Origin of the sequence: Cohnella candidum, from assembly GCF_003713065.1 — a bacterium.
In the GTDB taxonomy this organism is placed as follows: domain Bacteria; phylum Bacillota; class Bacilli; order Paenibacillales; family Paenibacillaceae; genus Cohnella; species Cohnella candidum.
In genome coordinates, this window is record NZ_CP033433.1 from 3,351,795 (window position 1) to 3,377,230 (window position 25,436).

At 58.4% G+C, this 25,436-nt stretch carries 23 protein-coding genes; 1 reads left to right on the top strand and 22 read right to left on the bottom strand.

From position 1 onward, the window contains the following. Positions 1-9: 9 nt before the first annotated feature. The 22 genes from galU to EAV92_RS15465 all read right to left on the bottom strand — a co-directional run bounded on the left by galU (position 10) and on the right by EAV92_RS15465 (position 24,737). Positions 10-900, bottom strand: a complete 891-nt coding sequence (gene galU / locus EAV92_RS15365) for a UTP--glucose-1-phosphate uridylyltransferase GalU (protein ID WP_123041920.1) — start codon at positions 898-900, stop codon at positions 10-12. A 1,121-nt stretch (positions 901-2,021) separates the two neighbouring features. Next, positions 2,022-3,539, bottom strand: a complete 1,518-nt coding sequence (locus EAV92_RS15370) for a right-handed parallel beta-helix repeat-containing protein (protein ID WP_164472798.1) — start codon at positions 3,537-3,539, stop codon at positions 2,022-2,024. Between the two features lie 152 nt (positions 3,540-3,691). Beyond that, complete coding sequence (locus EAV92_RS15375) at positions 3,692-5,185, bottom strand: right-handed parallel beta-helix repeat-containing protein (RefSeq protein WP_123041922.1); 1,494 nt, start codon at positions 5,183-5,185, stop codon at positions 3,692-3,694. Positions 5,186-5,218: 33 nt separating this feature from the next. After that, positions 5,219-6,493 (bottom strand): hypothetical protein, encoded by a 1,275-nt coding sequence (locus tag EAV92_RS15380; protein ID WP_123041923.1) that lies wholly within the window; start codon positions 6,491-6,493, stop codon positions 5,219-5,221. A gap of 21 nt (positions 6,494-6,514) precedes the next feature. Continuing rightward, a complete protein-coding gene (locus EAV92_RS15385) occupies positions 6,515-7,987 on the bottom strand; it encodes an MOP flippase family protein (RefSeq protein WP_123041924.1) in 1,473 nt (490 codons plus the stop codon). A 10-nt stretch (positions 7,988-7,997) separates the two neighbouring features. Continuing rightward, positions 7,998-9,296: a hypothetical protein gene (locus tag EAV92_RS15390; RefSeq protein ID WP_123041925.1), complete on the bottom strand. Its 1,299-nt coding sequence runs from the start codon at positions 9,294-9,296 to the stop codon at positions 7,998-8,000. Then, complete coding sequence (locus tag EAV92_RS15395) at positions 9,293-10,576, bottom strand: hypothetical protein (RefSeq protein WP_123041926.1); 1,284 nt, start codon at positions 10,574-10,576, stop codon at positions 9,293-9,295. The genes EAV92_RS15390 and EAV92_RS15395 overlap by 4 nt, the downstream gene beginning before the upstream one ends. Further along, positions 10,521-11,717 carry a glycosyltransferase family 4 protein gene (locus EAV92_RS15400; RefSeq protein ID WP_123041927.1) on the bottom strand — a complete coding sequence of 399 codons (1,197 nt, stop codon included), beginning with the start codon at positions 11,715-11,717 and terminating at the stop codon, positions 10,521-10,523. The genes EAV92_RS15395 and EAV92_RS15400 overlap by 56 nt, the downstream gene beginning before the upstream one ends. Continuing rightward, the gene (locus EAV92_RS15405) at positions 11,714-12,802 is read right to left on the bottom strand and encodes a glycosyltransferase family 4 protein (protein ID WP_123041928.1); all 1,089 of its coding nucleotides are present in this window, start codon (positions 12,800-12,802) and stop codon (positions 11,714-11,716) included. The genes EAV92_RS15400 and EAV92_RS15405 overlap by 4 nt, the downstream gene beginning before the upstream one ends. Further along, complete coding sequence (locus EAV92_RS15410) at positions 12,799-13,629, bottom strand: glycosyltransferase family 2 protein (protein WP_206424226.1); 831 nt, start codon at positions 13,627-13,629, stop codon at positions 12,799-12,801. Before EAV92_RS15410 ends, EAV92_RS15405 begins: the two co-directional genes overlap by 4 nt. Then, positions 13,598-14,545, bottom strand: coding sequence for a glycosyltransferase family 2 protein (locus tag EAV92_RS15415; protein ID WP_123041929.1), 948 nt, complete (start codon positions 14,543-14,545; stop codon positions 13,598-13,600). Before EAV92_RS15415 ends, EAV92_RS15410 begins: the two co-directional genes overlap by 32 nt. Next, positions 14,493-15,473, bottom strand: a complete 981-nt coding sequence (locus tag EAV92_RS15420; protein ID WP_123041930.1) for a polysaccharide pyruvyl transferase family protein — start codon at positions 15,471-15,473, stop codon at positions 14,493-14,495. Before EAV92_RS15420 ends, EAV92_RS15415 begins: the two co-directional genes overlap by 53 nt. 16 nt (positions 15,474-15,489) lie before the next feature. Beyond that, positions 15,490-16,176, bottom strand: coding sequence for a CpsD/CapB family tyrosine-protein kinase (locus tag EAV92_RS15425; RefSeq protein WP_123041931.1), 687 nt, complete (start codon positions 16,174-16,176; stop codon positions 15,490-15,492). Continuing rightward, the gene (locus EAV92_RS15430) at positions 16,157-16,915 is read right to left on the bottom strand and encodes a YveK family protein (RefSeq protein WP_123041932.1); all 759 of its coding nucleotides are present in this window, start codon (positions 16,913-16,915) and stop codon (positions 16,157-16,159) included. The genes EAV92_RS15425 and EAV92_RS15430 overlap by 20 nt, the downstream gene beginning before the upstream one ends. A gap of 94 nt (positions 16,916-17,009) precedes the next feature. Continuing rightward, complete coding sequence (locus EAV92_RS15435; RefSeq protein WP_123041933.1) at positions 17,010-18,338, bottom strand: UDP-glucose dehydrogenase family protein; 1,329 nt, start codon at positions 18,336-18,338, stop codon at positions 17,010-17,012. Continuing rightward, positions 18,335-19,558: a glycosyltransferase gene (locus tag EAV92_RS15440; RefSeq protein WP_241158284.1), complete on the bottom strand. Its 1,224-nt coding sequence runs from the start codon at positions 19,556-19,558 to the stop codon at positions 18,335-18,337. Before EAV92_RS15440 ends, EAV92_RS15435 begins: the two co-directional genes overlap by 4 nt. 101 nt (positions 19,559-19,659) lie before the next feature. After that, positions 19,660-21,102, bottom strand: coding sequence for a lipopolysaccharide biosynthesis protein (locus tag EAV92_RS15445; protein ID WP_123041934.1), 1,443 nt, complete (start codon positions 21,100-21,102; stop codon positions 19,660-19,662). Then, complete coding sequence (locus tag EAV92_RS15450) at positions 21,093-22,130, bottom strand: glycosyltransferase family 4 protein (RefSeq protein WP_123041935.1); 1,038 nt, start codon at positions 22,128-22,130, stop codon at positions 21,093-21,095. The genes EAV92_RS15445 and EAV92_RS15450 overlap by 10 nt, the downstream gene beginning before the upstream one ends. A gap of 119 nt (positions 22,131-22,249) precedes the next feature. After that, positions 22,250-23,047 carry an ABC transporter permease gene (locus tag EAV92_RS15455; protein ID WP_123041936.1) on the bottom strand — a complete coding sequence of 266 codons (798 nt, stop codon included), beginning with the start codon at positions 23,045-23,047 and terminating at the stop codon, positions 22,250-22,252. Further along, positions 23,040-23,963 (bottom strand): ABC transporter ATP-binding protein, encoded by a 924-nt coding sequence (locus tag EAV92_RS15460; RefSeq protein ID WP_123041937.1) that lies wholly within the window; start codon positions 23,961-23,963, stop codon positions 23,040-23,042. Before EAV92_RS15460 ends, EAV92_RS15455 begins: the two co-directional genes overlap by 8 nt. 84 nt (positions 23,964-24,047) lie before the next feature. After that, complete coding sequence (locus EAV92_RS24580; RefSeq protein WP_164472799.1) at positions 24,048-24,245, bottom strand: hypothetical protein; 198 nt, start codon at positions 24,243-24,245, stop codon at positions 24,048-24,050. Positions 24,246-24,317: 72 nt separating this feature from the next. Further along, a complete protein-coding gene (locus EAV92_RS15465) occupies positions 24,318-24,737 on the bottom strand; it encodes a hypothetical protein (protein WP_123041938.1) in 420 nt (139 codons plus the stop codon). 297 nt (positions 24,738-25,034) lie between these two features. On the opposite strand from EAV92_RS15465, the gene EAV92_RS15470 reads away from it, so the two are divergent. After that, on the top strand, positions 25,035-25,403 hold the full coding sequence (locus tag EAV92_RS15470; protein WP_123041939.1) for a helix-turn-helix domain-containing protein: 369 nt from the start codon (positions 25,035-25,037) through the stop codon (positions 25,401-25,403). Positions 25,404-25,436 lie beyond the last annotated feature (33 nt).

Genomic DNA, 25,436 nt, shown 5'->3' on the forward strand with positions numbered 1-25,436 from the left:
AAAATCTCCTTATCCGACAACCTTGCGCTGATGAAGGGAGAGCAGCTTTTCCATCTGATAGAGCAGCGGCGTGCGCAGCTCATGATGGTCGAGCGCGAATTCCAGCGTCGTCAGAATGAAACCGAGCTTCTCGCCCACGTCATAGCGGATGCCTTCGAACTGATAGGCGAAGACGTCCTCCACTTGGTTCAACTGCTGGATCGCGTCGGTCAGCTGGATTTCCCCTCCGGCGCCGACTTCCATCCTCTCGAGGAAATCGAAAATCGCCGGCGTCAGGACATAGCGGCCCATGATGGCCATGTTCGAAGGCGCCTGATAGCGCTCAGGCTTCTCGACGAAATTGGCGACCCGGCACAGTCTCCCTTTCTGGTCGAACGGATCGACGATGCCGTAGCGGTTCACGTCTCTATCGTCTACCTGCTGGACGCCGACGACGGAGCGTTGCGTCAGCTCGAATTGCTGCATGAGCTGCCCGATGCAGGGCGTTTCCGAACGGACGATGTCGTCGCCGAGGAGCACGGCGAAAGGTTCGTCGCCGATGAATTTGCGGGCGCACCATACGGCGTGGCCGAGACCTTTCGGTTCTTTTTGCCGGATATAGTGGATGTCCACCATGCGGGAAGGATGCTGCACCTGCCGCAGCAGCTCCAGCTTGCCTTTCCCGAGCAGATTCTGTTCGAGTTCGAATGCGGAGTCGAAATGGTCCTCGATCGCCCGTTTGCCCTTGCCCGTAACGATCAGGATATCTTCGATGCCCGCGGCCACGGCTTCCTCGACGATGTATTGAATCGTCGGTTTGTCCACCAGCGGCAGCATTTCCTTCGGCATCGCTTTTGTCGCCGGCAGGAATCTCGTTCCGAGCCCCGCCGCCGGGATGATTGCTTTTCGTACCTTGCGCATTTCCCATCACCTATCCTTCAGAGTTTTCGGAACCTTTATATTTGCAAAGCGGTGGTTTCCGCTTGTTCCGCCTCCTGTTCCCGCTTGCCGAAATCCATGACTAACGTCCCCCTTATTGCGATTGACTGCTACAATTCGTATCAAGTATACCTCTTACATTAAGATACAAATTGTATCGTGTCAAGACATTTTTGATACGGTTCGCAGCCTGCGGAAACTGGTTTCTAAGCGCGTTTTTTGGCGTAAAAATCCTGCCTATTTCGGCGCAATGGCGGGACTGGAGGCGGATTTTCGCTTGTGTCGTTCCGTGGCATCGGATAGGCGGGAAGGCCGGGGCTTGTACAAATACTTAGATACAATATGTGTCAAAAGTTTGGGGTGGTGCTGTGGGGGAGTGGGGAATGTGTTTGGGAATAGCGCGGTTGGCGCACTTATTCGGTGGGGATGCGGTGCGGAGTGCTATTTAGCGCTTGAGACGCGCTATATTGGTGGGGATGCGGTGCGGAGGGCGAATTAGCGCAGGTGGTGCGCTATTTCGGTGGGAATGCGGGATGGTGGGTGAGTTAGCGCGTGTGGCGCGCTATTTGGGTGGGATCGCGGGATGGTGGGTGATTTAGCGCATGTGGCGCGCTATTTGGGTGGGGATGCGGGATAGTGGGTGAGTTAGCGCGTGTGGCGCGCTATTTGGGTGGGGATGCTGAGTAATGATCTGGTTTAGCGAAAGTGGGAGACTATTTCACTGGATTCCCGCAGCAACAAGCTGAATAGCGAACGTGGGAGACTATTTCACTGGATTCCCGCAGCAACAAGCCGAATAGCGAACATGGGAGACTATTTCACTGGATTCCCGCAGCAACAAGCCGAATAGCGAACGTGGGAGACTATTTCACTGGATTCCCGCAGCAACAAGCTGAATAGCGAACGTGGGAGACTATTTCACTGGATTCCCGCAGCAACGAGCCGAATAGCGAACGTGGGAGACTATTTCACTGGATTTCCGCAGCAACAAGCCGAATAGCGAACGTGGGAGACTAACCAGCGGAGACGCGCAACTTCGTACCGAAGCCAGGACAACGCAAAAAGGCAGGCCCAACCGGACCTGCCTTGGCAACCCATTCATATCAGTTCAACGCGAGCCTTCTCCAAGCCGAGCCGTCGTAGAGATAAAGCTCTTTCGTATCCGTCCGGAAGTAGAATTGGCCGGCTTTGTAGATTTTCGCATCGGGCACGCCTGCCCCGGTGAATGCGTCCATCCGCTCGCACTCCGCGTTCCAGGCCAAGAAGCTTTCGGTCGTGACCGCTTTCGAGGGATCGGCGTTGTATACGTAGCACCGGTTCCCCCCGGTTTTGATCCGGCGGCTGCCCGAAATCTCGATCGCGCGCTCCACCCGGGCCCGCGACCTGTCGGTGCGGTCGTCCACGGACAGGTTATCCGCGATCGTACAGTCGTTGCACGCATTGAAGTTGGCGTTGTCGATCGCCAATGTGTTGGCATTGGGAGTGCCCATTGCCGGGTTATCCATGTCGAAGCAGTTGTTGTTGACCCAACGGTTCCCGGTAAACAGCCCGTAGGTGACGCGCGTCGCGAACAAGCCGTATTTGAAGTTCAGCTCCACCGTATTCCCGGTGAACGTAACTTTGCTCAGGTCGGCCAGCTCGACGCCGGTCGCCCGGTTCCGGTACACATGGTTCCCGGCGATGGAGATGCCGGTACCGCCGCCGGAGACGGCCAAGCCGGCCGCCTTCGATTCTTTCACCGTGTTGCCGTCGATTCGGACGCCCGAGGCCCCCGACGCCACTTCGACGCCGATTTTATTGCCCGACAGAGGCCGCGGAGGAACATACGTGCCGGCCTGTATGACCTGGTTATGATGGATGACCGTATCGGTCGGCGGATAGGTTCCGTAGTTTTTGTCTTCCACGACCAGAATGCCGCTGGATGCCGAGGCCAGCACGAAGTTGTCGGCGATCGTGACGTTCCTCCCGCCGACGTGGGAGATCCCCCTCGCCCAGCTCCGGTTCACGTGGTTGCCCGTGATCAGGATCCGCTCGCAAACGTCCTTATCCCCGAGGTAGCTGACGACGGCGATGCCGTCATCCCCCGTTTCGGACAACGTATTATGGGCTGCCGTGCAGTCTTTGCTTCTGCCGGTGAAATGAATGCCGTCCGCCAGGGTGTTCCGGACTTGGCAGCCGACAATCGAGGTTCCCGTGCAGCCGGATACGAGAATACCCGCCGCATACGTATTTTCGACGAACAAGCCTTCGACCGTGCAGCGATCGGCCCCGGACAAAAACAATCCGTTCAGCAGCGGATTCCGTTTGGAATAGTCGGTCCCCGCGGTCGATTTGATTTTGAACCCGCGCCAAAACGCCCCGGATGCGTTGCTGATTTTGAGCACGCTGCGGGTTCGGTCGTCGGAAAGCAGCACCGAGTCTTCTCCATCGCCGATCATATTGAAAGAGCCGCTCACTTCCAAGCCGGTGATCCGGTAAGTTCCGATAGGAAGATAGACGGTTGCGCCGCCCAGCCGAATCGCATCCTCGATCGCTTTCCGAATCGGGGCCGTGTCGTTGTTGGTGCCATTTCCCGCTGCTCCGTAATCCGTTTTCACATTGAGATACGAACCTGCCGCCATACGTTCCCCGCCTTTCATCGTATTTAAAATATCGTATGGCAGTTTCGTAGAGGACGTGAAAGATTCGGGCGCAGACCCGCGCAATGCCGAATAACCGCAGACGTAGTCTGCGGCATGCACCACAATGGGACGATATAGCAACCGGAACCAGCCTACGGTTTACAAGTGACAACAGCGCCGGACATCGTCCCTTGGGATTGGTTTTTCTCGAAAACGGTGCCTTTGCAAGAGCCGGTCAGCTCGAAAGAACGCTCGATCCGCATCGTCTTCCTCGTCTCGACGGACACGTTGCCCGTGATTTCGGAGTCATCGCTGTCCGCCAGCAGAAAATTGTCGGTATGGCTGCGGTTGCGGGTATTGTTGTCCGTCAGGCGGTTGCCCGTAAAACGCAATCGGTCACTGTCTTCCGCGAAAAAACCATAGATTCCGTTTTTCTCGATCAGGTTCCCGGCCACGACGACGTCGTCGGCACCCACCTGGATCCCCGAGTCCCCGTTGCCGGACGAGACGTTGTTGCGAATCGACGTCCGGTCCGCGATGACGCTGATCCCCCTGGTTTTCGATCCGGTCACGCTGTTGTCCGAAATCGTGACGTAAGAAGCCCCTTTCGACACCTCGATGCCGAATTGGTTGCCCCTCCGCACGCCGTAAGTCCCCGCACCGGTGACCGTATTGCCTTCGATCGTCGTCAGGACGGGCGCGAAGGTTTGGTAGTTGCCGTCCCGGTCGACGAGAATGCCGCTCGAGGAAGTCCCTTCGATCACGTTGCCGCGGATTTCCACCTGATAGCCGCCCACGTGCGCGATGCCGCGCGAAAGGGAATTGCGGACGCGATTGTCCGCAATGACGACCTGCATCGTGAGCGCCTTCTGGCTCTCGTAACTTACCACGGCGATCGAATCGTCTCCCGTATGGGACAGCTCGTTCCCGGTCACGAGAATGAACCTCGATCCTCCGGTCAGATGAATACCGTCGGCGAGCGTATTCTGAATCCGGTTATTCCGAATCGTCCCCTTGACGACGCTGCCGCGAACCATGATCCCTTTGCCTTCCCCAAACACGTTCTCGACCATGAAGTTGGACGCTGCGGAAGTGACGTAGACGCCGACGTCCTGGTCGTTCCGGACGGCATTCGCCACGCCGAGAGAGATTTTGAGATTCCTGACGACGTTGTCCCGAGAGCCTTGGATCGTGACGACTCGCTTGGGATGCTTCACCATCCGCAGCTCGGCTCCCCAGCCTTCCCCCTCGAGCGCCACCAAGTCCCGCTTCACCACGATGCTCTCGCTGACCTTGTAGACCCCATTGGGAAAATAAACGACCCCGCCGCCATGCTTCCCGACCGAATCGACGGCCGCTTGGATCTTCAAGGTGTCGTCCGCTTTGCCGTCCCCTTTGGCGCCGAAGTCACGGACGGATACCCGGTAAGCGGGAATGTCCCGCTCCGGTCCCCAGGAAGGGAGAGGCGCTTTGGCGGAAGCTTTCCCAGCCGCGGGACCGACGGCAAGCTCCAGGGTACCCGAAGCCGTGGACTTCGTCTCCATCACCGTCGGATAAGACAGGAACAGGAGCGCGGCCAAGCCCGCCAGCCCGATTTTCAAGACCTGTTTCAGCCATCGCGTTCCCGGTCCCGCGCTCGTTCTCATCCCATCCCTCTCTCCCTCCGGCGTTCCGCCCGATCACACCGTTTTTTTGATCCATATGTAAATCGAATGCGGAAGCAGGTCGAGGATCGAATCCCTCGCGCTGCGCCGTTTTTTGTGCGCGTGCACGTCGATTCCCTGAAGCCACTCCAAAAAAGGCCGGTCCTCTTCGCGCAGCAGTTCGGCGTTGGAGAGGCTGCGGCGTTTGATCTCGTCCCAATACTCTACCCAAATGCGGTTTTGCGCCAGCCAGTCGGGAAGGTTTTCTCGCGTGAAGGCGGATAACTCCCCGTCCACGGGAAATCCGCACGCGCGCGGATCGATCCCCTCGGCTTGCAGCCCGGCCGCGGTTCTGGCGCACTTCTCGCAGCGACAGCAATTGCCGTATTCCCCGTTCGTCCAGCAGACGCGGATTTTCAGCCCTTGATCGCCGGTTCGTTTGACGTAATCGGCGATCACGCCCATTTTCTCCTGACGCGTCAGTTCCTCCCCTTCCAGCTCCACGGCCGTATCCGCGAAACGCACATGGTTATCGACCGTCGTATGGGATCCGTAGGGCACGGTTAACGCCATCTTGGGCGGCAGCGAGGAAGCAATGTAGAGCTGACGGACACCCAGCCGCCAACCCAGGGGAGCGAACAGGCCGATCATGCCGACGCCGTGCTGGATGCCGGGCCACCAGCCCCTTGTGATGCGCCCGAACTCGTCGGCCACCCTATCCTCCTGGATAAAGCCCCTCAGGTTGCTCTTGATGAACAAGTTTTCCATGCCGAACGCTTTCCCGAAAGCGACGTGGCTTTCCCGCACCTGCTCCCAGATGTCCGGCTGCCCGAGGCCGATATCCGCTCCCCATACGGTGATCAGATAGGGACGCTCCTCCCTTTTGCGCAGGCATGTCGCCAGGGAATCCACGCCCCCGCTGAAAAACATGGCGCTCCGGCTTCCCTCCGCGGGCAAGGAAAGATGGTCCGCCAACCGGCCGGCGAACAAGCCGCCTGAGATCGGCAGCTTCGGGTATAACGCCCGAAACGATTCCTTGATTCTCTGCAGGCTCCGGTAAAACGCGCGGTCCAATTCTTCGACGTAGACGTCGGCTCCCGTGACCCACGCGACCGGACACAGGTTGGCCAGCAGCGGAATGACGAGCACGCCGGCCGGTACGTTCTCGACGTTCCGGTCGTACTGGACATAGAACGGTTCGCCCGAAAAATAGCCCCGCACCTTGCTCCCGTATTCGACGTCGCAGGTTACCGTGTTTCCGTCCGCCACCCGGACGTTTTTGATCCGAATTCGCTTTTCTTCCGTTCTCATGGCTCCTCCTCGAAAGACGGCTTATCCCGGACTTTCCCGCTTCCCGCCCTTCGCCAGCATGCGATCCCGAAGCGAGAGCACCAGCTCCCGCTTGAAGACGAGCAGGAGGGCGCCGTACAGGATCATGCCCCACGCCAGCTCCCAGACGACGAGGAACGGCTCGGAACCCCATCCTTGCGCGAGACGCCCCAGCATCAATACCCCGGCGGCCATGACCGCGCTGAACAGCACCCCCGGCATGAAGCTTCGAATGTAATCCGAAGCGCATTTCGCCAGCACTTTGCGGATGGATTGACGGTAGTTCACGACGACGATTAAGGCTTGCGCCGCCAAATACCCATAGGCGACGCCGATCGCCCCGCCGAGCCACTCCCCGACCAGCAGCGAAGGGGCGATGATGACCAGGCACAGGACGGAATAGTAGAATCTCGTGTCCGCGCGGCCGACGGCGAGCAGCAGGCTTTGCGTCGGGATCAGCGAGGAACGGAGCAGGAACATCACGGCATGAACCTGGACGAGAGCGATGCTGGCCTCCCACTGGCTTCCGAAAGCGAACGGGACCGCGTAAGGAGCCGTCACCGCCAGGCCCAAGTAAATCGGACCCGTGACGTAGCTGATCAGGCCGGTGATCTGAAAATAGCCTTGCCGAAGCAGATCCGCCCGGTCCTGGATCTTGGCCAGCAGCGGCAGCGAGATCTGGGAGACGAGCGGCCACAGCTTCTGCATCGGCATCATGCATAATTGATAGGCGAACGTATAGTAGCCCAACGCTTCCGCGCCAGCAAGCCGCCCGAGGATCAGGTAATCGACGTTGGAAGTGAGAGTTTGCAGGACGTTGGACCCCATCTGGTAAGCGCCGAAACGGAGGAACCCGTATAGATCCCGGAGCGAAAAACGCCAGCCGGGCCGCCATTCCTTCCAGCCCGCCGCCGTCAAACAAACGGTTTTAAACAAGGCGTTCGCCAAATAGGAGCCAACCAGCGCATACACGCCGTAACCGGCGTACGCGCCTGCGGCCGCGACGGCGAATCCGACCGCGATGGAGGCGATGTCGACTTTGGCCAGATACGCGAACCGCAGTTCTTTTTGGAACAGCACCTGGAACTGCTGGCCGATCGCGGGAATGACGCACAGCAGCGCCATCCACCGCATCGGAACGAGCAGTCCCGGTTCCTGGTAATAGGCGCAGGCGAGCGGGGCGAGAAGCCATACCGCGGCGCCGACCGCAACTCCGGAAGCAAGGTTCAGCGCGTAGAGCCCGGACAGCTCGCTCCGCGTGATGTCCTGCCGGTGAATGATGGCGCTGGATACGCCGAAATCGCTCATCGAGACGGCAATGCCGACGACGACCATGATCATGCTGATCAAACCGTAATCCTCCGGCGCCAGAAGCCGGGACACCGCTACGACTTGGGCCATCTGAATGACCGTGGTCACGACGGTGGACAGGCTCGACCATTTCGCCGCGGCGATGCCTTTGCCTTTTAGAGACATCGTTTTCCCCTCATTCGGCTTTGGCCCGCGCGTGCGGCGACCTTCTTTTCAGGAACAGGAACAACGGATGCGGAATGAGATCGATCAGCAAATCCCTGGCCCGCTTGCCCTTGAGTCCGGCCTTCAAGTCCAGCTGCCGGAACCACCCGAAGAAAGCCCGGTCCTCCTGGCGGATCGCCGCGACGTTGGCTATGCTGCGCAGTCTGATTTCATTCCAGTACTCGGCCCGGAGCGCGCTGGTCCCCAGCCAGCCCGGCAGCTGCTGCCGGATATAGTCCCGTGTGTCGGCCTCCATCGGAAACCCGGCTGCCTCCGGATCGATTCCCTCGGCCATCAAGGCCGCGATCGTCCTCGAGCATTTCTCGCAGCGCCCGCAGTTGCCGTACACTTTGTTGGACCAGCAAACGCGTACGGTGAGTCCCAGTCCCGCTTCACGGCCTCGGATAAAATCCGATATCAGCGTGACTTTGTCTTGGCGGGTCAGTTCCTCCCCTTCGAGCTGCACCTTCGCGCCGGCCCAACGGATCCGATTGTTGATCAACGTGTTGGAGCCGTCCGGAATGGAAACCGCGAGTTTGGGCGGCAGCGCGGAGGGGACATACAGGTTCCCGATACCGAGCGCGTAGGCGAGCGGAGCGCATAAACCGACCATGCCGATGCCGTGCTGCAAGCCCGGCCACCAGCCATGCGTGAACCGGCCGAATTGGAAGGCGATCCTTTCCTCGTTCAGGAAAGTGCGCAGGCTGGACTTGATGAACAGGCTTTCCATGCCGTGCGCTTGGGCAAAATCCCGGTTATATCGTCTGACCTCATGCCAGATATGCGGCTGATGAAACCCGATGTCTCCGCCCCAGATCGTAATGAGGTACGGATTTTCCTCTTTGCGGCGCAGGAAAGTGCCGAGAGAATCCACTCCCCCGCTGAAGAATGCGGCGGAACGGGTCGGCGGAAGCACCGGTCGGTCGTCCGTCAGCTGCCGGACGTAAAGCTCGCCCGAGAACTTGATGCGGGGATACAGGAGGCCGAACGCGGCTTTCACTTCGAGCAAGCTCTCATGAAAAGCCCGGTCCAGCTTATCCACGTAGACATCCGCCCCTGCCGCCCAGGCAACGGGCAGCAGATTGGCCAGCAAGGGGATCATGAGGATGCCCTCGGGAACCCCCCGTATCGGCCGGTCATACTGGACGAAAAACTCTTTTCCCGAAAAATAGCGTGCCGCCTTCGCGCCGTACTCGACGCGGTACTGAATCGTGCGGCCTTCCTCCACCGTCGCTTCTTTTACGTATATGCGGTTCTCTTTGCCGGTCATGCCGACCCCTCCGCCCATTCGAATTTCGCCGATTTCGCTTGCCGCATGGAATGAAGCCAATACCGGAGCGCGATGTAGAGCAGCGGATAAAACATCCGGGTGTCGAACAGGTACGTGATCCGGTAGCTTTCGAGCAGCGAGAAAAACACCGCCGGATAAATCGCCATCCATCCGACCTCATATCGTCGGATCCCTTTGTAGGCCATGGCGATGAACCATCCGTAAACCAAGGCGTACAAGACGTACAGATAGCCGGAATCCGCGAAAATCTCGCCGAAAAAGCCCATGTTCGTATAGTCCGCGGCCGAGTAAGGACTGCTCTTCACGTTGGCGTAAGCCTGCGTCGTCTCGTCCATATGGAGAAATTGCCTCAAGCTCGAAGCCGGGAGGACGTTCGTCGCCAGGTTGATCCAGCCGTTGAACATAAGAGCCGGGAATCCGACCGTCCGTTCGGACAAATCGGGCATCGCCATCGAATGGTTCACGCTGGAGCTGATGTAGTCGAAGAATCTGCCGATCCCGTAAGCGTAGGCTCCCTCCTGGGAGAAGCCCGTTTTCGAATAATACTGGTAGCTTCGCACGCTTTCCGCGGCGGAGAAGAAGAGGATGACCGCCAATCCGGCCAGCGCGATTTTCGTAATCGTCACTTTGATCCGGCCGAACAGAACCGCCGCGACCAGAATGGGAACGACGAGCTCGAGAAAGGCCACGCGTTCGGAGAAAAACAACCCTCTCAGCACACCTGGGAACAGGATCAGCGCCCACATCCCGAAGCTGCTTTTGCGCTTCAAGCCGAAGACGCACACCGCGTACAGCGAGGAGGCGATCATGCCTAGCTGCGTCAGCGTGGTCACGCCGGAAATGCTGGTCACGTTCACGACTTGCTGCTTGAACGCCAAGAAATCCTGGCGCACGATGAGCATGTCGACGAGCGGGCCGATTCCTTGGAAGAGCACGATTCTGATGAGCCAGAGCAGCTGCGCCCCGCCGGCCACCAGTGCCAGCGCCAGCGCTTCCTTGCGCAGCGCGTCCCCGCTGCCGTAGGCGCGCCTGAATCGTTCGAGCGCCGTTCCCGGTTCGGTCTTCCGCGCCCATCCCGTTTTCTCGGTCAGGAAACAGCAGATGAAGATGATTAAATAGAAAAAAAGAAAGTTGGCGAAGCCGTTCAACGAGTAATATTTCTCGTAAGCGAACATCGGCCGGTAAAAAAACCATATCGCCGTGCTAGAGGAAACGACTAGCAGCAACAGCAGCCTCGGATTCAAGATCGTCCAGTTCACGGGAACCATCTCCGCCGTTCAAAGTGTAATACAGGATTTGTTCGTCCACGTGCCGCCGGAACCGTTCGCGGAATTCCTGGGACGAGAAGCGGCGAGCGTTGTCGCTGCAGTTCCGGTACCGGATGCGGTGCTCGTTCCGCTCGAAATCGTGCACCGCCTGAATCAAGGAATGGACGGTCTGCTCCGGGAAGAACACGCCCGTCGGATTCGCCTGGCCTAAGCCTCTGACCGTTTCCAGCACCCCGCCCCTGCCGTAGGCGATGACCGGGGTGCCGCAAGATTGCGCTTCGACCGGCGCGATGCCGAAATCCTCTTCCGCCGCGAACACGAAGGCCCGCGCTTTCTGCATATGCTTGCGCAGCACGTCGCACGGCTGGTAGCCGAGCATGGTGACGTTCGGTTTCGCTTTGGCTTTTATTTTGGCGAAGTCGGGGCCGTCCCCGATCACGATCAGCTTCTTGTCGGGCATCGCGCCGAACGCTTCCACGATCAAGTCGATTTTCTTGTAGGGAACGAGCCGGGAAGCCGTTACGTAATAGTCCTCCTTCGCTTCGCAGAGCTCGAATTGCTCCACGGCCACGGGCGGGTAGATCACGGAAGACTCCCGCCGGTAGACTTTGCGGATCCTCATCGAGATGTAGCTTGAATTGGCTACGATGGAATCCACGCCATTGGCCGTCCTTGCGTCCCAGAGCCTCATTTTGTGGAGCATCCATTTGGCGATGCCGCCCTTCAACCCTTTATGGAGGCCCGATTCCTTCAAATATTGGTGCTGCAAATCCCAAGCGTAGCGGATCGGCGAATGCACGTAGGAAATATGAAGCTGGTTCGGACCGGTAATGACGCCTTTGGCCACCGCATAGGAGCTGGAAATAACCAAGTCGTACCCCGACAGGTCGAATTGCTCGATCGCGAGGGGCATGAGCCCGAGATAATGGCGGAAATGCCGGCGGGCGAACGGAAGCTTCTGGATAAACGAGGTATGGACTTTCCGGTTGCCGATGAATCCGCGCTGGGAATCGGGCAGGAAATCGACGAGGCTGTACACGTCCGCATCCGGATACAACAGGAGCAGCTGCTCCAGCACCTTCTCCGCGCCGGCGTAAACGACGAGCCAATCGTGGACGATGGCCACCTTCATGCGCGTATCGCCTCCTTCACCACTTCAAGGGTTTGCCTCGCGCAGGCGCCCCAAGTAAACCTTGCGGCCTGTCTCCGGCCGCTTTCGCTCAGCGTCTCCCTTATCCGTTCATCGCTCATGACGGTGCCGATCTGGCGGGCGATGTTCCTTGGATCCCGCGGATCGCAATACAAGGCGGCTTCTCCGCATACCTCCGGCAGCGACGCGGCGTCGGAAACGACGACCGGCGTGCCGCAAGCCATCGCCTCGAGAGGCGGCAAGCCGAATCCTTCATAGAGAGAAGGAAACACGAAGCAAGCGGCTCCCTCGTACAAAGCCTTCAGCTCGCCGTCGGTCACGTAGCCGATCTGCTTGATCTTGCCCGATACCGGGAGATCGGAGCGTCCGAATATTTTGGCATTCGCTCCGCCCGCGATGACGATGTCGTAATCCGCGTTTTCCAGGCATTCGACGGCTTTTACGAGATTGGCGAAGTTTTTGCTCGGATTGTGGCTGCTGACCGCGAGCAAGTAGCGTTTGGGCTCGATTCCGTGTTTGGCGAATATTCCGGGATCCGCGCGAAGCTCCCTGACGTGTTCGTTGCCCAGCGCCACCACCCGGATTTTGCTTTCCGGTATGCGGCAGTGCCGGGTCAATTGCGTTTTGGAAAACTGGGACACCGTGATGATCCTTTGAGCCATGATGCCGAGGCCGTTCTGGATGACGCGGTAAGCGCTGCGGAAGGCGAACGAGAACGAGTGCGGGAATTCGTAAACCGCAGCGTCATGGATGGTCGCGATCTGCCTTCTCTTGGACAGCGGCCCCGTGTTGCACAGGTTGACGAGCCAGCCGTCCCTGGCGTGCCAGGGCAGCACCAGCTGCTCCCATGCATGCCCGCCGATACGGCCGACCTGCTTCACCCGGATGCGCTTCAGGTTCAGGTCGTGGATCGCGCCGGGCGGAACCAGCAGCGTAAACCGGTACTCCGCCGTTTCTCCGTCGCCGGAAGCCAGCAGCCCGTCCCATTGCTTCACCAGCTCGACTGCGTAACGCTGGACGCCCGTGATCGCCTGCGTCAGAAAACGTCCGTTAATATAAAGGTTCATAACATGCCCCTGAGTCTGCCTTTGAACGAGTTCCAGTAGTATTGCGATTTCGGAAACTGGAACGCGGTACAGAACAGCATCATGCCCAAAAACGGCTTGAGCAGCGCCCGGATTTTAAACCGGACGGTGTACCGATGCTTGGTGACGACCTTGCCGAAACCGCAGCCGTACTTGTAAGCCCGGCGGATGATTTGCGGCGAATATTGCAGCAGCGGATTGGGATGCCGGACTGTCAGGTCCGGGTAGTAATAGACGTTAAACCGGCAAAGCGCCCTTAAAATGTAGTCCGTTTCTTCCCCGGAATGATAGATGGAGCTGGCCCCTACGCCGATTTCCTCGTCGAATCCGCCGATGGCGTCCGCCGCTTCCTTCCTCAGGAAAATCGTGAAGGATACGGCCCGCCGCCACACGTTGTACTTGTCGACACTGCCTTCGACGTGATCGAACTTGCCGACGGCGTCTTTGCCGTCCGCATCGATCGACCGCCCCGTAATGATGGAGGCTTCGGGATTCCGAACGAACAAATGGACCGCTTTGCACAGCAATTCCGGATCGTACCAGCAGTCGTCATCGGGAAACGAGACGATGTCGCCGGTCACATACCGCAGGCCAATGTTTCTCGCCCTGGACAACCCCCTCGGAGAACGGAGCCGGAGAATCGGGAAATTCGGCTCATACCGGTCTAGCAGCGGCACCAGTCGATCATCCTCGTTCTGGTCCACGACAATCAGCTCGAAATCCCGGTAAACTTGCCGTTCCAGCTTCTCCAAAAAATTCTCCATCTCAGCCAAGCGGTCAACCGTTGCCAAGATCAGAGACACTTTCACGGAACAACCTCCTCCAATCCTCCACGAGAACCTCTCGTATCGCCTTCCCGTAGTAAGGCGCTTTGTGCCGCCATTTTTTCCGTGCCCATGCCCTTCCCCACAGACCGATGGAAGTCCACAGGTGGGCGGCGTGTCTCCAGCTCCCCGCCCGCTTCAACCTTAACAGTCGGTAGTGGTTGACGACTTCCGTGAAGGCGACTTGCTCTTCCTTATCTCGGGAGACCGGAGACTGGTAATGCTTCACCCGCAAGGACGGGTCGATCCACAAAGGGCCGCTGCGCGCCGCCCAATGCGACAAGTACAGGTCTTCTCCCAGGCTGTAGCCCGAGAGCCACTCCGCGTCGGGCAGCCCGAGCAGCGCGGTGCGGCGGAAGGACATGTTGCATCCGAGCATGAACTCCGTCCGAAACGGATCCTTCATGCGGGTCCACCGGGTCATGGAGCCGCCGAAGCCCCCCGGGGACAATTTCCCCGGCTTCCCGGAATCGTAGAGAATAAGTCTCGTAAACCAATCCCATTTCCAATTACTGCGGATGAACACGTCGATGCCGCCGAAGCCCGCCGCACCCTCATAACGGCTGTAAAGGCGGGCCAACCGCCGGAGATACCCCTCTTCCAGCTCCACGTCGTCGTCCAGGAACAGAAGGATGTCGTGGGCCGCATGCTCGGCCGCGTCGATCCGGGAATAAAGCAATCCCGGACGGCGCTTGCGGTGATAGGTGAACGCCATGCCGGCACCGCGGAGCACCTCGTTCAGCCGTTCCCTCAACGGATCCGGCAATTCCCCGTCGTCCACGACCATGACCTCGCACGGAAACCCGGGCGCTTCGCCGGCAATGGAGACGATGCACCGCTCCAGCTCCTCATGACGATTCCGCGTACATACCGCCAAGGTCATTCCCTGTTCCGTTTTCAAAGTCCTTTCCCTCCCGAACCCGGTAAGTCCACTGCCGGTAATAGCTCCCGTTTTTGCCGTAGTTGTTGTCGAGCAGCCGGTTCGGAACGCCCATGAGGCAGGCGAGAATATGCCCGTGCAGCCTTGAGGTGACGACGCTGCCGCAAGATCCGTACAGGCGCACGGCTTTCGCGACGAAACGGTTCGCCAGACGGTACCAAAGCGGGCGCACCGGAAGCAGGTTCAGCAAGTATCGGTCGAGGGAAGAAGCGAGGACGAGCACCCGTTGCATCGCGTAATCCGCCTTCGACAGCAGCTCTGGCCAATCCGTCCGGATATCGCAGCCGACTCGCTCGTCTCCCTCCCGCGCCGCCTCGCCGTCCGTCCGCAATATACCGAGCCTGGGGCCTGCGGGAGACGGGGGCGATTCGATCGGATACAGCTGGTGAGCCATATCGGGAGACAGGTAGACGCGGGGCAGCCTGTCGGCTGCGAGATCGTAAGACACGCGGTCCCGGACGAACAGGTGGAAGTCCGGATGGCTGGCGAACACCGCAAGCGAGCGTTCCCGTTCCTCCTCATCGGAGAAATAGACCGTTTGGGGGAGCACGACGATCCGGTTGGCCGGATACGTCCGCGCCAGCGTTTCCCGGAGCTTCTGGTTCGCGGGGTAGAGATCGCCGAAGTTCCCGCCGCCGTGGCAGACGACGATCCACTCCGGCGGCAGCCGCATCCCCTTGCGGAACTGCAGGTACGACAATCTTTTGCGAACGCGGATGCCATGGTCTTGGAAAAACCTTTCGGTGCCCTGCAGGATCAGCAGATCCCCGATATTCTCGTGGACCGGATAATCGACGTACACGATGTTCGATCCCGGCGGTATCACATCCAGAATGCGTTCCAGCATCCGTTTCAGCTCTTCCATGGGATGCGCCTGGCTCCGTTCCATGAAGCTCTCTCCTTCCCTAAGCGCGGGAAGCTTGATAATGGCGGTAGGCGCTTGCCTGCCCGCTTTTGGCTTTGTTCAGCACGCAGCCGATCACTTTCGCGTCCAACCGCGCCAGCAGCTTCTTGGCTTCCAACGCCTTGGCCTTCCGGGAAATCCCGGAATGGAGCACCCACAGCACGCCGTCGCTTTTCATGGCGACGGTCGAGGCGTCCGCCAAAGCCAGAAGCGCAGGGGAATCGATGATGACCAGGTCGTATTCCGCCCTTGCCTGCTTCAGCAGCGCGTCCATGGCGGAGGAGTCGAGCGGATCGCCGCTCAGCACCGGCGCCGGTCCCGACGTCAATACGGTCAGCAGCGGAATGCCGACGTCTTTGACGCTTTCCGCCAAGCCGGCCGACTGGAGCAGCACGCTGGACAGCCCGTTATGGTTGGAGACGGAGAACGTCTGATGAAGTCCCGGCTGCCGGAGATTCGCGTCGATCAGCAGCACTTTTTTGCCCGTCTGGGCGCTGGCGATCGCGAGATTGACGGCGACCGTCGTCTTGCCTTCCGACGGTTCGGCCGAAGTCACCGCGATGATCTTGCGATCCTTCTCTCCCGCGGAAGTGGCGATCATATTGCGAAGCGAACGGAACGTGTCCGAAACTTGCGAATAGGGGTCCAGATGCGTAACCAGACTCCGTTTAGCCGTTAGCGTGGACATGTTGATCCTCCCCTACCCGTTTGAAAGCCGGCGCTGCGGCCGCTTGTTTCGCGTTTTTGATATCGCTTTTGCGGATGACCGGAATGTTCGCCAGAACGGGAATGCCGAGCCAATCTTCAACCTTTCCGGCGTCCTTCAGTCCGGAGTCCAGCGTTTCCAGCAGGAAAGCGATGAAAACGGCGACGATGGACGAGGCGACGAAAGAGACGAGCAGGATGAACGTCAGGCCGGTCTGCCGCGGTGACGAAGGCGTTTCGGGATCGGACGGAATCACGATCATCGCGCCGTCCGTCATCATGATGCCGGGGGCTTCCACGCGGAATGTCGAGGTGACCGCGTTCACGATTTTCGAAGCTTTCACGTAGCTCGGATCTTCCCATGCGACCGTCATGATCTGGCTTCCCGCGGCTGAGCTGATCTTCAGGGAGCCGAGCAGCTCGTCTACCGTGACGTTCAAGCCCGGATTCGCCTGGACGACTTTCTGCAGGATGCCGGGCGTCTTGATCAATTCCTTGTAGGTATTGATCAGCATGTTGTTGACCGCCACGTCGCCGGGGTTCACCTGAAGCTTCCCGTTTTCGAGCGTCGCCTGGTTGACGATGATTTTGCTGCTTGCCTGGTACATCGGCTGGGTGTAAGCCGCAGCGGCGTATCCGGCGGCTGAGCAAGCGATGACGATCAAGACCGTGATCAGGATCCATCTCTTGCGTACGATAGCCAAATAGTCGGACAGTGTCATAAGTACCTCCCGAAAATATGTTACATAATGTATCAATTACTTTCCGAATATACGATACAATCTGTCACATGTCAAGGAGTTATGCCAAACTCTCTCAGAGAGGGATCGAAGCCTCCCGGTATCGGTTCAAATGCGGGCGGCCGACGGAATAGTAACGGAAATCCGTCAACGCGAACGCTTCCTTCCCGAATACGTTCCTCCCGTCGAACAGCACGGGCTCCTTCATTTTTGCCCGAAGAACGCCCAGATCCGTCTCCGCGAACTCCGGCCATTCCGTCAACAAACAAAGCGCGTCGGCGCCTTCGGCTGCCTCCAAAGCATTTTCGCACCAGACGACGAGAGGATGGTCGTACATCCGGCGGAAATTGTCCGTCGCGATCGGGTCGTACGCCCGTACGACGGCCCCTCTATCGATGAGCTCCGAGACGATGTCCAGCGATGGAGCTTCACGCACGTCGTCCGTGTTCGGCTTGAAAGCGAGGCCCCAGACGGCGATCGTGCGGCCGGACAAGCTGCCCGTGAATTCCTCCAGCTTTCGGATGACGCCCGTCCGCTGGTCCCGGTTGACGTCGACGACCGACTTCAGCAATTTGAAATCATAATCCACGTTCCCCGCGATCTGGATCAGGGCTCGCGTATCCTTCGGAAAACACGAGCCGCCGTAACCGATGCCAGCGCTCAGGAACGCGGATCCGATTCTTCGGTCCTGGCCCATGCCCAGCGCGACCTGCGTCACATCCGCTCCGACTTTCTCGCAAATGTTCGCGATCTCGTTGATAAAGGAAATTTTGGTCGCGAGAAAAGCGTTGGACGCGTATTTAATCATCTCCGCGCTTCGGATGTCGGTGATGAGAATGTTCAAGGTCAGTTCTCTATGCAGCTCGGCGACGGCGTCGGCCGCGGCGGGATTGTCGGCTCCGATCACGATCCGGTCCGGGTGGAACGTATCGATGACGGCCGAGCCTTCGCGCAGAAACTCCGGTACGGATACGACGTCGAACGGATGCGAAGTGAAGCTCGCGATCGTCGCTTTGATTTTCTCATTCGTGCCGACGGGCACGGTGCTTTTGGTGACGACGATCTTGTAGCCGTTCATCGCCTCTCCGATCTCGACGGCGGCCTGCCGGATATAGCTCAGGTCGGCCTCCCCGCTCGGGAGCGACGGCGTCCCCACGGCCAGAACGATCAGCTCCGCCTGCCGAACGGCCTCCGCTAAATCCCCGGTGAAACTCAGCCACCCGGCTCCGGCGTTTCTCCGGATCAGATCGGTCAAACCCGGTTCATGAATGGGCGACTCTCCCCCGCGAAGACGAGCGATCTTCTCCTCGTCTTTATCCACGCACACGACCTCGTTCCCCAAGCTGGAAAAACAAACGCCGGTTACCAATCCGACGTAACCGGCTCCCACGACGGCGATTTTCACGACTTCACCACTCCTGCTCCCATGTTTTTCTTTGTCTCGGCCGCTTCCCGCAGCCTTCTGCTGAAATCCACGATCGATTCGGCCTTCGATTTCCAGGACTGCCGCCTTGCGGCGCCCCGGATTTCATCTTTGGAAATCGCATGACGGGACGAACGATCGAGAACCTCCCCGACCGCCCTGACCAGATCTTCGCTTCCGTTATAGAAGGCCAGGAAACGTTCTCCCCTTCTCAGCAGCTCCGGCGTTTCCCTGACCACGATGGGCAAGCCTGCCGCCGCGTATTCGTACAGCTTCATCGGACTTCTTCCCCGGTTCGCCTTATGGTCGGACAGCGGAAGAAGCGCCAAATCCGCGTGATGCAGATAGGAAGGCAGCTCCGCGTACGGCTTCTGCCCAAGGAAAAACACGTTGGCGAGGCCCGCAAACGACACGGCGGCCGTTGCGGAGTGCGGGCCGATCACGATCAGGCTCACGTCGGGGCGCCTCTCTGCCAGTATGCGGAGCGCCTTCAGGTCCAGCCGTTCGTCCACGGCGCCGACGTATATTGCCCGCGGTCTCGGAATTTCCCTCAGCTCTTCCGGCTCGGGGCCTCCTTGGGAGAAATGTTCGAATTCCACGCCGTTCTCCAGCACGATGGCGGGAACGTCTTCGTTGTATTGCCGGACGCTGAGCAGCACCGGCTCGGAAGTGGCGATCATCCCGTGGGCTTTGCCTGCGATCTCCCGTTCCGCGGCGGCAACGGTGAAGTCTCCGGACATTTCCGCGTAATGGTCGGTCGGCCGGTAAATGACGATCTTCGCTTTGACGTGTTTTTCGATGCCGACAAAATACGGCTGATCGATGAGGAGCAGATCCACTTCGGTAAACCGATGGCGTTTGAGCAGCTTCGAAACTTTCGGGAACCGGATCGATTCGACGAACCAATTCGAACCCGTCTTTTGGAAGATCCGGCCGGCGACGTTCCACGGAACGAGGGAGAGGGGCACGCCATGGATCAGCCCCCCATTCATCTTCCTCAGGTTCCACCACTGCCTGAAACGGTCCAAAATCGGCCTTTGCTTCATTTTCAGCAGATGAGCGGGCGTCACCGAGGTGCTGAGATGGAACACCCGATGTCCCATCTTCGAGAGCTCGCGGGCCAAGTGGTGGGATCCGACGACGAACGGGCCGCCGATGTAGGTATGGCTCGCGAACAAAATGTTCATTTTTTCCCTTTCCAAATGCTTGCCTCCAACCTGCCCCTGCCAAAATACATGATACAATCTGTCACTATGTTGAATATAGGATACATTTTGTAACTAGTCAAGCAAGAAAAAACGGCTCAACCGTTCTGCCCGATCGGGAAAAGCCGTTGTTTGACCATGCGGTAGGCGGGCCGGTTCAGGAACCGGGACAGCGCCAGATAGACGGCCGAGAGAATAAGGCTCCATACAACGAGACGTACCGGCGCCGGCAAGCCGGCTTCGGGAAGCGCCGTCGCCAGGAGATAAACGCCGGCCATACCCAGCGCGCTCGCGGCGGACGGCACGAAACATGCGACGTAACGGAGCATAGCCAGCTTCAGCAGCTTGGCGACCAACCAGCTGCGGATGACGAGAACGATCAGATTCTCGGCAAGTACGGCCGCGCAGACGCCCAGAATTCCGAAATAAGAGCCGGCGTACAACATCCCGCAGGTGACGACGAACATGACGGAAAACAGCTTCAGTTCGTAATCGGGCCTGCCGAGACTTTTAAACAAAGCTCCGCTGACCGTTCCGAGACCGGATGCGAGACCTGCCGCCATGAGCAGGCGCATCGGCGGCACCGCCTCTTTCCAAGCGTCTCCGTAGAGCGTAGCGACGAACTCCGGCGCGAGCAGGCAGAAGCCCGTGCAGAGGGGGAACAGCGCAAACGCCATCACTTCCATTAAGCGAAGGTATTGGTTGCGGATTTGCGCGGGATCCCCTTGGATCCGGGAAAACTCGGAAAACATGACTCGGGCGATTTGTCCGGACACGTAAGTCCGAATCAGGAAAGCCCAAGTAAACGCCATCGTATAAAGCCCCAACACGCGGCTTCCCATCGTTTTGCCGACCACGAGGTAATCCGCTACGCTGCTGAGGTAAATCAGCATCTGGGACAGAATGAGCGGGAGACTGTAACCGGTCATCTCCCGGACAACCGCACGGTCGAACCGCAGACGAAGAAATATCCGGCATTCCGGACCGCACAGGAGAATGAGCGTTTGCAGGGCTGGACGCACCAGAAACTTGGCCGTAATCGCCGGAATCGTTTGGCCGTTCAGCGCCAAAGCGATAGCCGCCGCGGTGCAGAGCAGTTCAGCCGACAGGTCGGTCAGTGCCAGCCGCCGGAATTTCATGATTTTCTGGAAGTAGCTCTTGGCGGTCATGCCGAAGGAACCGAGCATCACCCCCGCGGCGATGTAGTACACGATCGTCTCCACTTCCGCGGCTCCGTAGAAGGAAGAGATCGGCTTGGCGCCGAGAACGAGGATAAGCGTCAGGACGGCCGATATGGCCAGGTTCATGAAATTCGCGGTCGGGATGAACGAGGGGGAGGCCTGCTGCTTGTAGATCAGGTACGAGCCCATTCCGACTTCCTGGATGACGGCGACCAGTCCGGTGAAGATGGTCGCCATTCCGAGAAGTCCGAACGCTTCCGGCGACAGCAGGCGAGCCAGGACGACGCTGCCGGCCATGGCCGCGATTTGGGTGGACACCGACTGGGCGATGGCCCACAGGGAGCTTCTCGCTACGGACATGTCATCACCTGTGCGGGAGTGCCGTAAACGTCCAGCATGGTCCGGGACACGGAGTGCCAGTCCAAATCCCGCAGGATGCGGGCATACCGGTCTTCGGAACGGAACTCGTCTCTTCTCTCTTTTATTTCCGCCATCGCGGCCGCCAAGGCGTCCGGCTTCCCCGGGTCGTAGAGGATGGCGATGTCGGGCGTCAGATAATCTTTCAGGAGTCCCAGATCCGGCGCGACGACCGGCCTGCAGTATGAAGCGGCGAGAATGGCGGTGCCGGAAGTGGTGATTTTGCGATAGGGAAGCACGACCGCATCCGCACCGCGGACGTAATCCGCCAGCTCTTCGTCGGGAACGAAGTCGAGATGCAAGTGCACGCCTTCGCCGCAGTCCGCGAGCAGCGAGCGGTCGAAGTCGGAGGAAGGCTTGCCGGCGATCAGGAGATGCGTGTGCCGGTCCCTCATCCGCTTGAAGCTCGGAACCAGATGATCCAGCCCTTTATAAGGAGAGATTTGGCCGACGAACAGGAACAGGTAATCCTCTTCCGGAATGCCGAATCTCGCTCGCACGTTCGTCCCTTTGCTTCCGTATACGCCGCCGTAATGGCCGTGGGGGACGCGGACGATTTTGCTCTCGTCGGCTTTGAAGTGCCGGACCAGCTCCGCCTTCACCGAATCCCCCATCACGATCAAACGGCTGCAAAAACGGCACAGCAGCTTTCTCATGAAACGGTTCCAGCCCGTTTCCCCCGTTTGGTGGGGCCATACGTTGTGAACCGTCCAGACGATTTTGGCTCCTCTCAACCGCAAATAGACGAGCAAGAGAACGAACAGGGCGGATTTCGCCGCGGTCATGGCCGCGTTTTTGCCGGTGTAATAGTAGCTGGGCCAGTGGATATGGAAGACGTCTCCCCTCCCGATCCGGACGACGGCTTCCCGGTTGAACGATTTCACCGGCAAGTCTCTTCGTTCCAGCGATTCGACCAGCAATTCAATGTACTTGTTTCCTTCCAGCTTCTTAGGGAGCATATAAACAGCCAATGCCGTCGCCTTCCTTTCTCCGCTGCTCGATACAATATGTAAATACTTTATGATACGAACTGTAACATGTCAAGGAATAAAAATCCGCCCCTAAGGGCGGAGAGGAAGAGCGTCCGGGATTATGCCGCGACGTCGCGTTTGACGAAGACGGACCATGAGACGATGTTGAAAATGATGACGTAAACGGCCAATACCGCGATCGAGAAGCCGAGCGTCGTTTCCTGGTTCGGAATCGGGCCGGTGCCTCCGTTCAAATAGGAGGTCAAATCCAGATGCAGGAACATCACGTATTTGACCCAGGCTTTATCGGCCAGCGCGAACAAGGCGGCGAGCAGATTCCCCGACAGCAGGAGGAAAATGGACAAGCCGATCGCCAGTCCGCTGCTGCGGAAAGCCGACGACATCATGAAGCCGAACGTGACGATGACGATCAGGCTGACGAACTGCAGCCCGTAAAACTCCAGCATGTAAGTCCAGGGCGAGTTCATCGTCTGCGACAGGTCCGTCGCCGAGTTCGAATAGCCGAACAAGGCCATAGAAGCGAGCAGTGATACGACGAAGCCGATGATGGTGAAAAACAAGGCGAATAGGATCGTGGAGATATACTTGGACAGCAATATCGACGAACGGCTCCATGGACGAATCAGCAGCAGCTTGATCGTTCCCCAGGTGAATTCGCCCGCGACGGACTCCGAGGCTTTGACGGCCGTGAAGATCGTTATCAATGGAAATAAAATTTGGCTGGCGGTTTTCATGACCCACCAGTTCGATGCCAAATCCTGATCTCCGGCAGCGAAGTAGAACAGCACGGACATCGCCAGCGGCATGATCACGACGAACCCCAGCATGATCCAAGTGGCGACGCGCCGGTAGATTTTCATATTCTCGTTCAGAATCAAGCTCCAAAAATCAACCAACGGTCTCACCCCCCGTCACCTCGAGGAATTGATCCTCAAGCGACTTGGTTTTGACGCGGATGCCGTAGACCTGAATGCCGGCTTCGACCAGCCTGCGGTTAATGGCGGCTACCGTCTTGCGATCCGCTTGCACGGTCAAGCCTTCCTCCGCCGTTCGACCCGCGCCCATTCCCGCCAACGCGTCAAGCGCGGCATCGGGGCGATCCACGTCGAACAGAACTTCTTCGGCCGAACGGTCGGCAGCGTCCCCGCCGTCGGGGCGCAGCGACCGGATATCGATGATCTGCCCCTTCTGAAGGATGGCGACGCGGTCGCACATCAGCTCCATCTCCGAGAGGAGGTGGCTGGAGACGAACACGGCCGTCCCTTCTTCCCGCGCCAGCCGGCGCAGGTAGTCGCGCAGCTCCCGGATTCCCGCCGGATCGAGCCCGTTCGTCGGCTCGTCCAATACGAGCAGCTTCGGACGGTGCATGACCGCCTGCGCGACGCCCAGCCTCTGCCGCATCCCGAGCGAATACTTCTTCACCTTGTCGTCAATCCGGCCGGTCAGCCCGACCAGATCGACCACTTCGTCGATCCGGGCTCTGGGCACCTTGGACATTCTCGCAAAATGAAGCAGGTTCTGATAGCCGGTCAGAAACTTGTACATTTCCGGATTTTCGACAATGGCGCCGACTTGGGCGACCGCTTGGGAAAATTCCGTTTTGACGCTGCGGTTCCCGATATGTATGTCTCCGCCGGTCATGGCCATCAAGCCGACCATCATACGGATCGTCGTGGTTTTGCCCGAACCGTTGGGACCGAGAAAACCGAATACTTCGCCCGGATACACCTCAAGGGAGATCCGGTCGATAATCGTCCGGCCGCCGATGCGTTTGGTCACATCCTGCAGCTTGACGACGGGTGCCGATGACATGCGTTCCCCTCCATTGCCAAGTAATGGCTTACGGTTTCCATTATACCAATTTCGGGAGTCCCGGCTTGCGGTTTATACGAATCTTTAACTGAAAGGGGAAACGGTATGGGCGGGATTGCCGTCTAGCGTGACATTCGAATGGCCGTGCAGGCCGGCTTCGGACTCGCAGGCTTTACAGCAGCCCAGTCGGTGCTCTATTCGGAAATAGCCCGTCTTGAAAAGCGACTCCGCCTGCTCGATACCGGTCAGTCGTCCGCATTTAACGCAATAAAATCGTTCCATTTGATTTGCTCCCTTGGTGTGTTTACTTTTTGTATCCAACGGTTAATGGTTGTTACGGGATGTATCTACCAGTCATTCCCACAATTGCTTTCGATATGCCTCATGCATCCGATAGAGCAGCGGTGCCCGGCTTTGGAGCCGTCGGTTCAACACTCTCATGAGGACGATGCGTTTCACCGGATCTCTTTCCAGTTCGACCTCATAGGTCCACCACTGGTCTTCTCCGTCGGCCTGTATGATTTTACCGGCGACCTCCAGCAATACCCCTTCCATGCGGAAGGAAAGCAATACCGTCCATTCCTCGTGCGGCGGCATCCATAACGTCGTTTTGAAACGGAGACTGTCCGGGGAAAGATCCATCAGCAGCACTTTTCTCGTATTCGTCTTCACCGGGCGGCCGCCGAGAGCTTCGATTCTCATCTCGGCGTCGATCGCATCCAGGACGTTCATCCGCAGCTGTTTTCGACTCCAAACGATTTCCTTTTCCGGCATTCCCGTCAGCTCCGAATTCTCTTTTCGACATGCACGTTACTAAATGTATCAATTCACCTCTTTAACAATAGATACAAATTGTAACAATGTCAAGTGAATTCGCATATGCTTTTACGAGAGAAAAAGCAAACAAGCGCTTGACAGACCAAGCATTCAGGGATGATTACCGTCTAGAAAACGAATTCATGGCGTATAATAGTAATGAACGATAGATGCGACATTTTGTCGCAACAAGTGCAAAATACCCGTTTCCATATTATGATGGACACATAAGGGATACAGTTAGGAGAGAATCGAATGAACATCGGCAGCCGCATCGCATTCCTTCGGGATCAGCGCGGCCTGACACAGGAAGAGCTGGCATCTTCCCTTGGCATCTCGCGTGCAGCATTATCCCATTACGAAAAAAACCGCAGGGAACCCGATACCGAGACGCTTTCCAAAGTCGCGGACTTGTTCTCCGTCTCCATCGACTACCTGGTCGGACGGACGGAATCGCCGAACGGTAAGGTGGACGCCGACGTGCGCCAGTTCCTCGACGAAGTGGAGCTGTCCGACGCGGAGCTGCTCGAGCGGTTCGCCCTGACGATCGACGGACGCAAGCTGACGCCGGACGAAGCCCGCCGTTTCATTGCCTTCGTTCGCGCCGAACGCGCGATGAACTGATCAGTCCGCCTTTGAATCTCAAATTTGTACACA

What these genes read in the sequence shown, in the direction of transcription:
- galU (WP_123041920.1), bottom strand. Translation starts at nt 900, where the DNA reads ATGCGCAAGGTACGAAAAGCAATCATCCCGGCGGCGGGGCTCGGAACG.
- EAV92_RS15370 (WP_164472798.1), bottom strand. Translation starts at nt 3,539, where the DNA reads ATGGCGGCAGGTTCGTATCTCAATGTGAAAACGGATTACGGAGCAGCG.
- EAV92_RS15375 (WP_123041922.1), bottom strand. Translation starts at nt 5,185, where the DNA reads ATGAGAACGAGCGCGGGACCGGGAACGCGATGGCTGAAACAGGTCTTG.
- EAV92_RS15380 (WP_123041923.1), bottom strand. Translation starts at nt 6,493, where the DNA reads ATGAGAACGGAAGAAAAGCGAATTCGGATCAAAAACGTCCGGGTGGCG.
- EAV92_RS15385 (WP_123041924.1), bottom strand. Translation starts at nt 7,987, where the DNA reads ATGTCTCTAAAAGGCAAAGGCATCGCCGCGGCGAAATGGTCGAGCCTG.
- EAV92_RS15390 (WP_123041925.1), bottom strand. Translation starts at nt 9,296, where the DNA reads ATGACCGGCAAAGAGAACCGCATATACGTAAAAGAAGCGACGGTGGAG.
- EAV92_RS15400 (WP_123041927.1), bottom strand. Translation starts at nt 11,717, where the DNA reads ATGAAGGTGGCCATCGTCCACGATTGGCTCGTCGTTTACGCCGGCGCG.
- EAV92_RS15405 (WP_123041928.1), bottom strand. Translation starts at nt 12,802, where the DNA reads ATGAACCTTTATATTAACGGACGTTTTCTGACGCAGGCGATCACGGGC.
- EAV92_RS15420 (WP_123041930.1), bottom strand. Translation starts at nt 15,473, where the DNA reads ATGGAACGGAGCCAGGCGCATCCCATGGAAGAGCTGAAACGGATGCTG.
- EAV92_RS15425 (WP_123041931.1), bottom strand. Translation starts at nt 16,176, where the DNA reads ATGTCCACGCTAACGGCTAAACGGAGTCTGGTTACGCATCTGGACCCC.
- EAV92_RS15430 (WP_123041932.1), bottom strand. Translation starts at nt 16,915, where the DNA reads ATGACACTGTCCGACTATTTGGCTATCGTACGCAAGAGATGGATCCTG.
- EAV92_RS15445 (WP_123041934.1), bottom strand. Translation starts at nt 21,102, where the DNA reads ATGTCCGTAGCGAGAAGCTCCCTGTGGGCCATCGCCCAGTCGGTGTCC.
- EAV92_RS15460 (WP_123041937.1), bottom strand. Translation starts at nt 23,963, where the DNA reads ATGTCATCGGCACCCGTCGTCAAGCTGCAGGATGTGACCAAACGCATC.
- EAV92_RS24580 (WP_164472799.1), bottom strand. Translation starts at nt 24,245, where the DNA reads ATGGAACGATTTTATTGCGTTAAATGCGGACGACTGACCGGTATCGAG.
- EAV92_RS15465 (WP_123041938.1), bottom strand. Translation starts at nt 24,737, where the DNA reads ATGCCGGAAAAGGAAATCGTTTGGAGTCGAAAACAGCTGCGGATGAAC.
- EAV92_RS15470 (WP_123041939.1), top strand. Translation starts at nt 25,035, where the DNA reads ATGAACATCGGCAGCCGCATCGCATTCCTTCGGGATCAGCGCGGCCTG.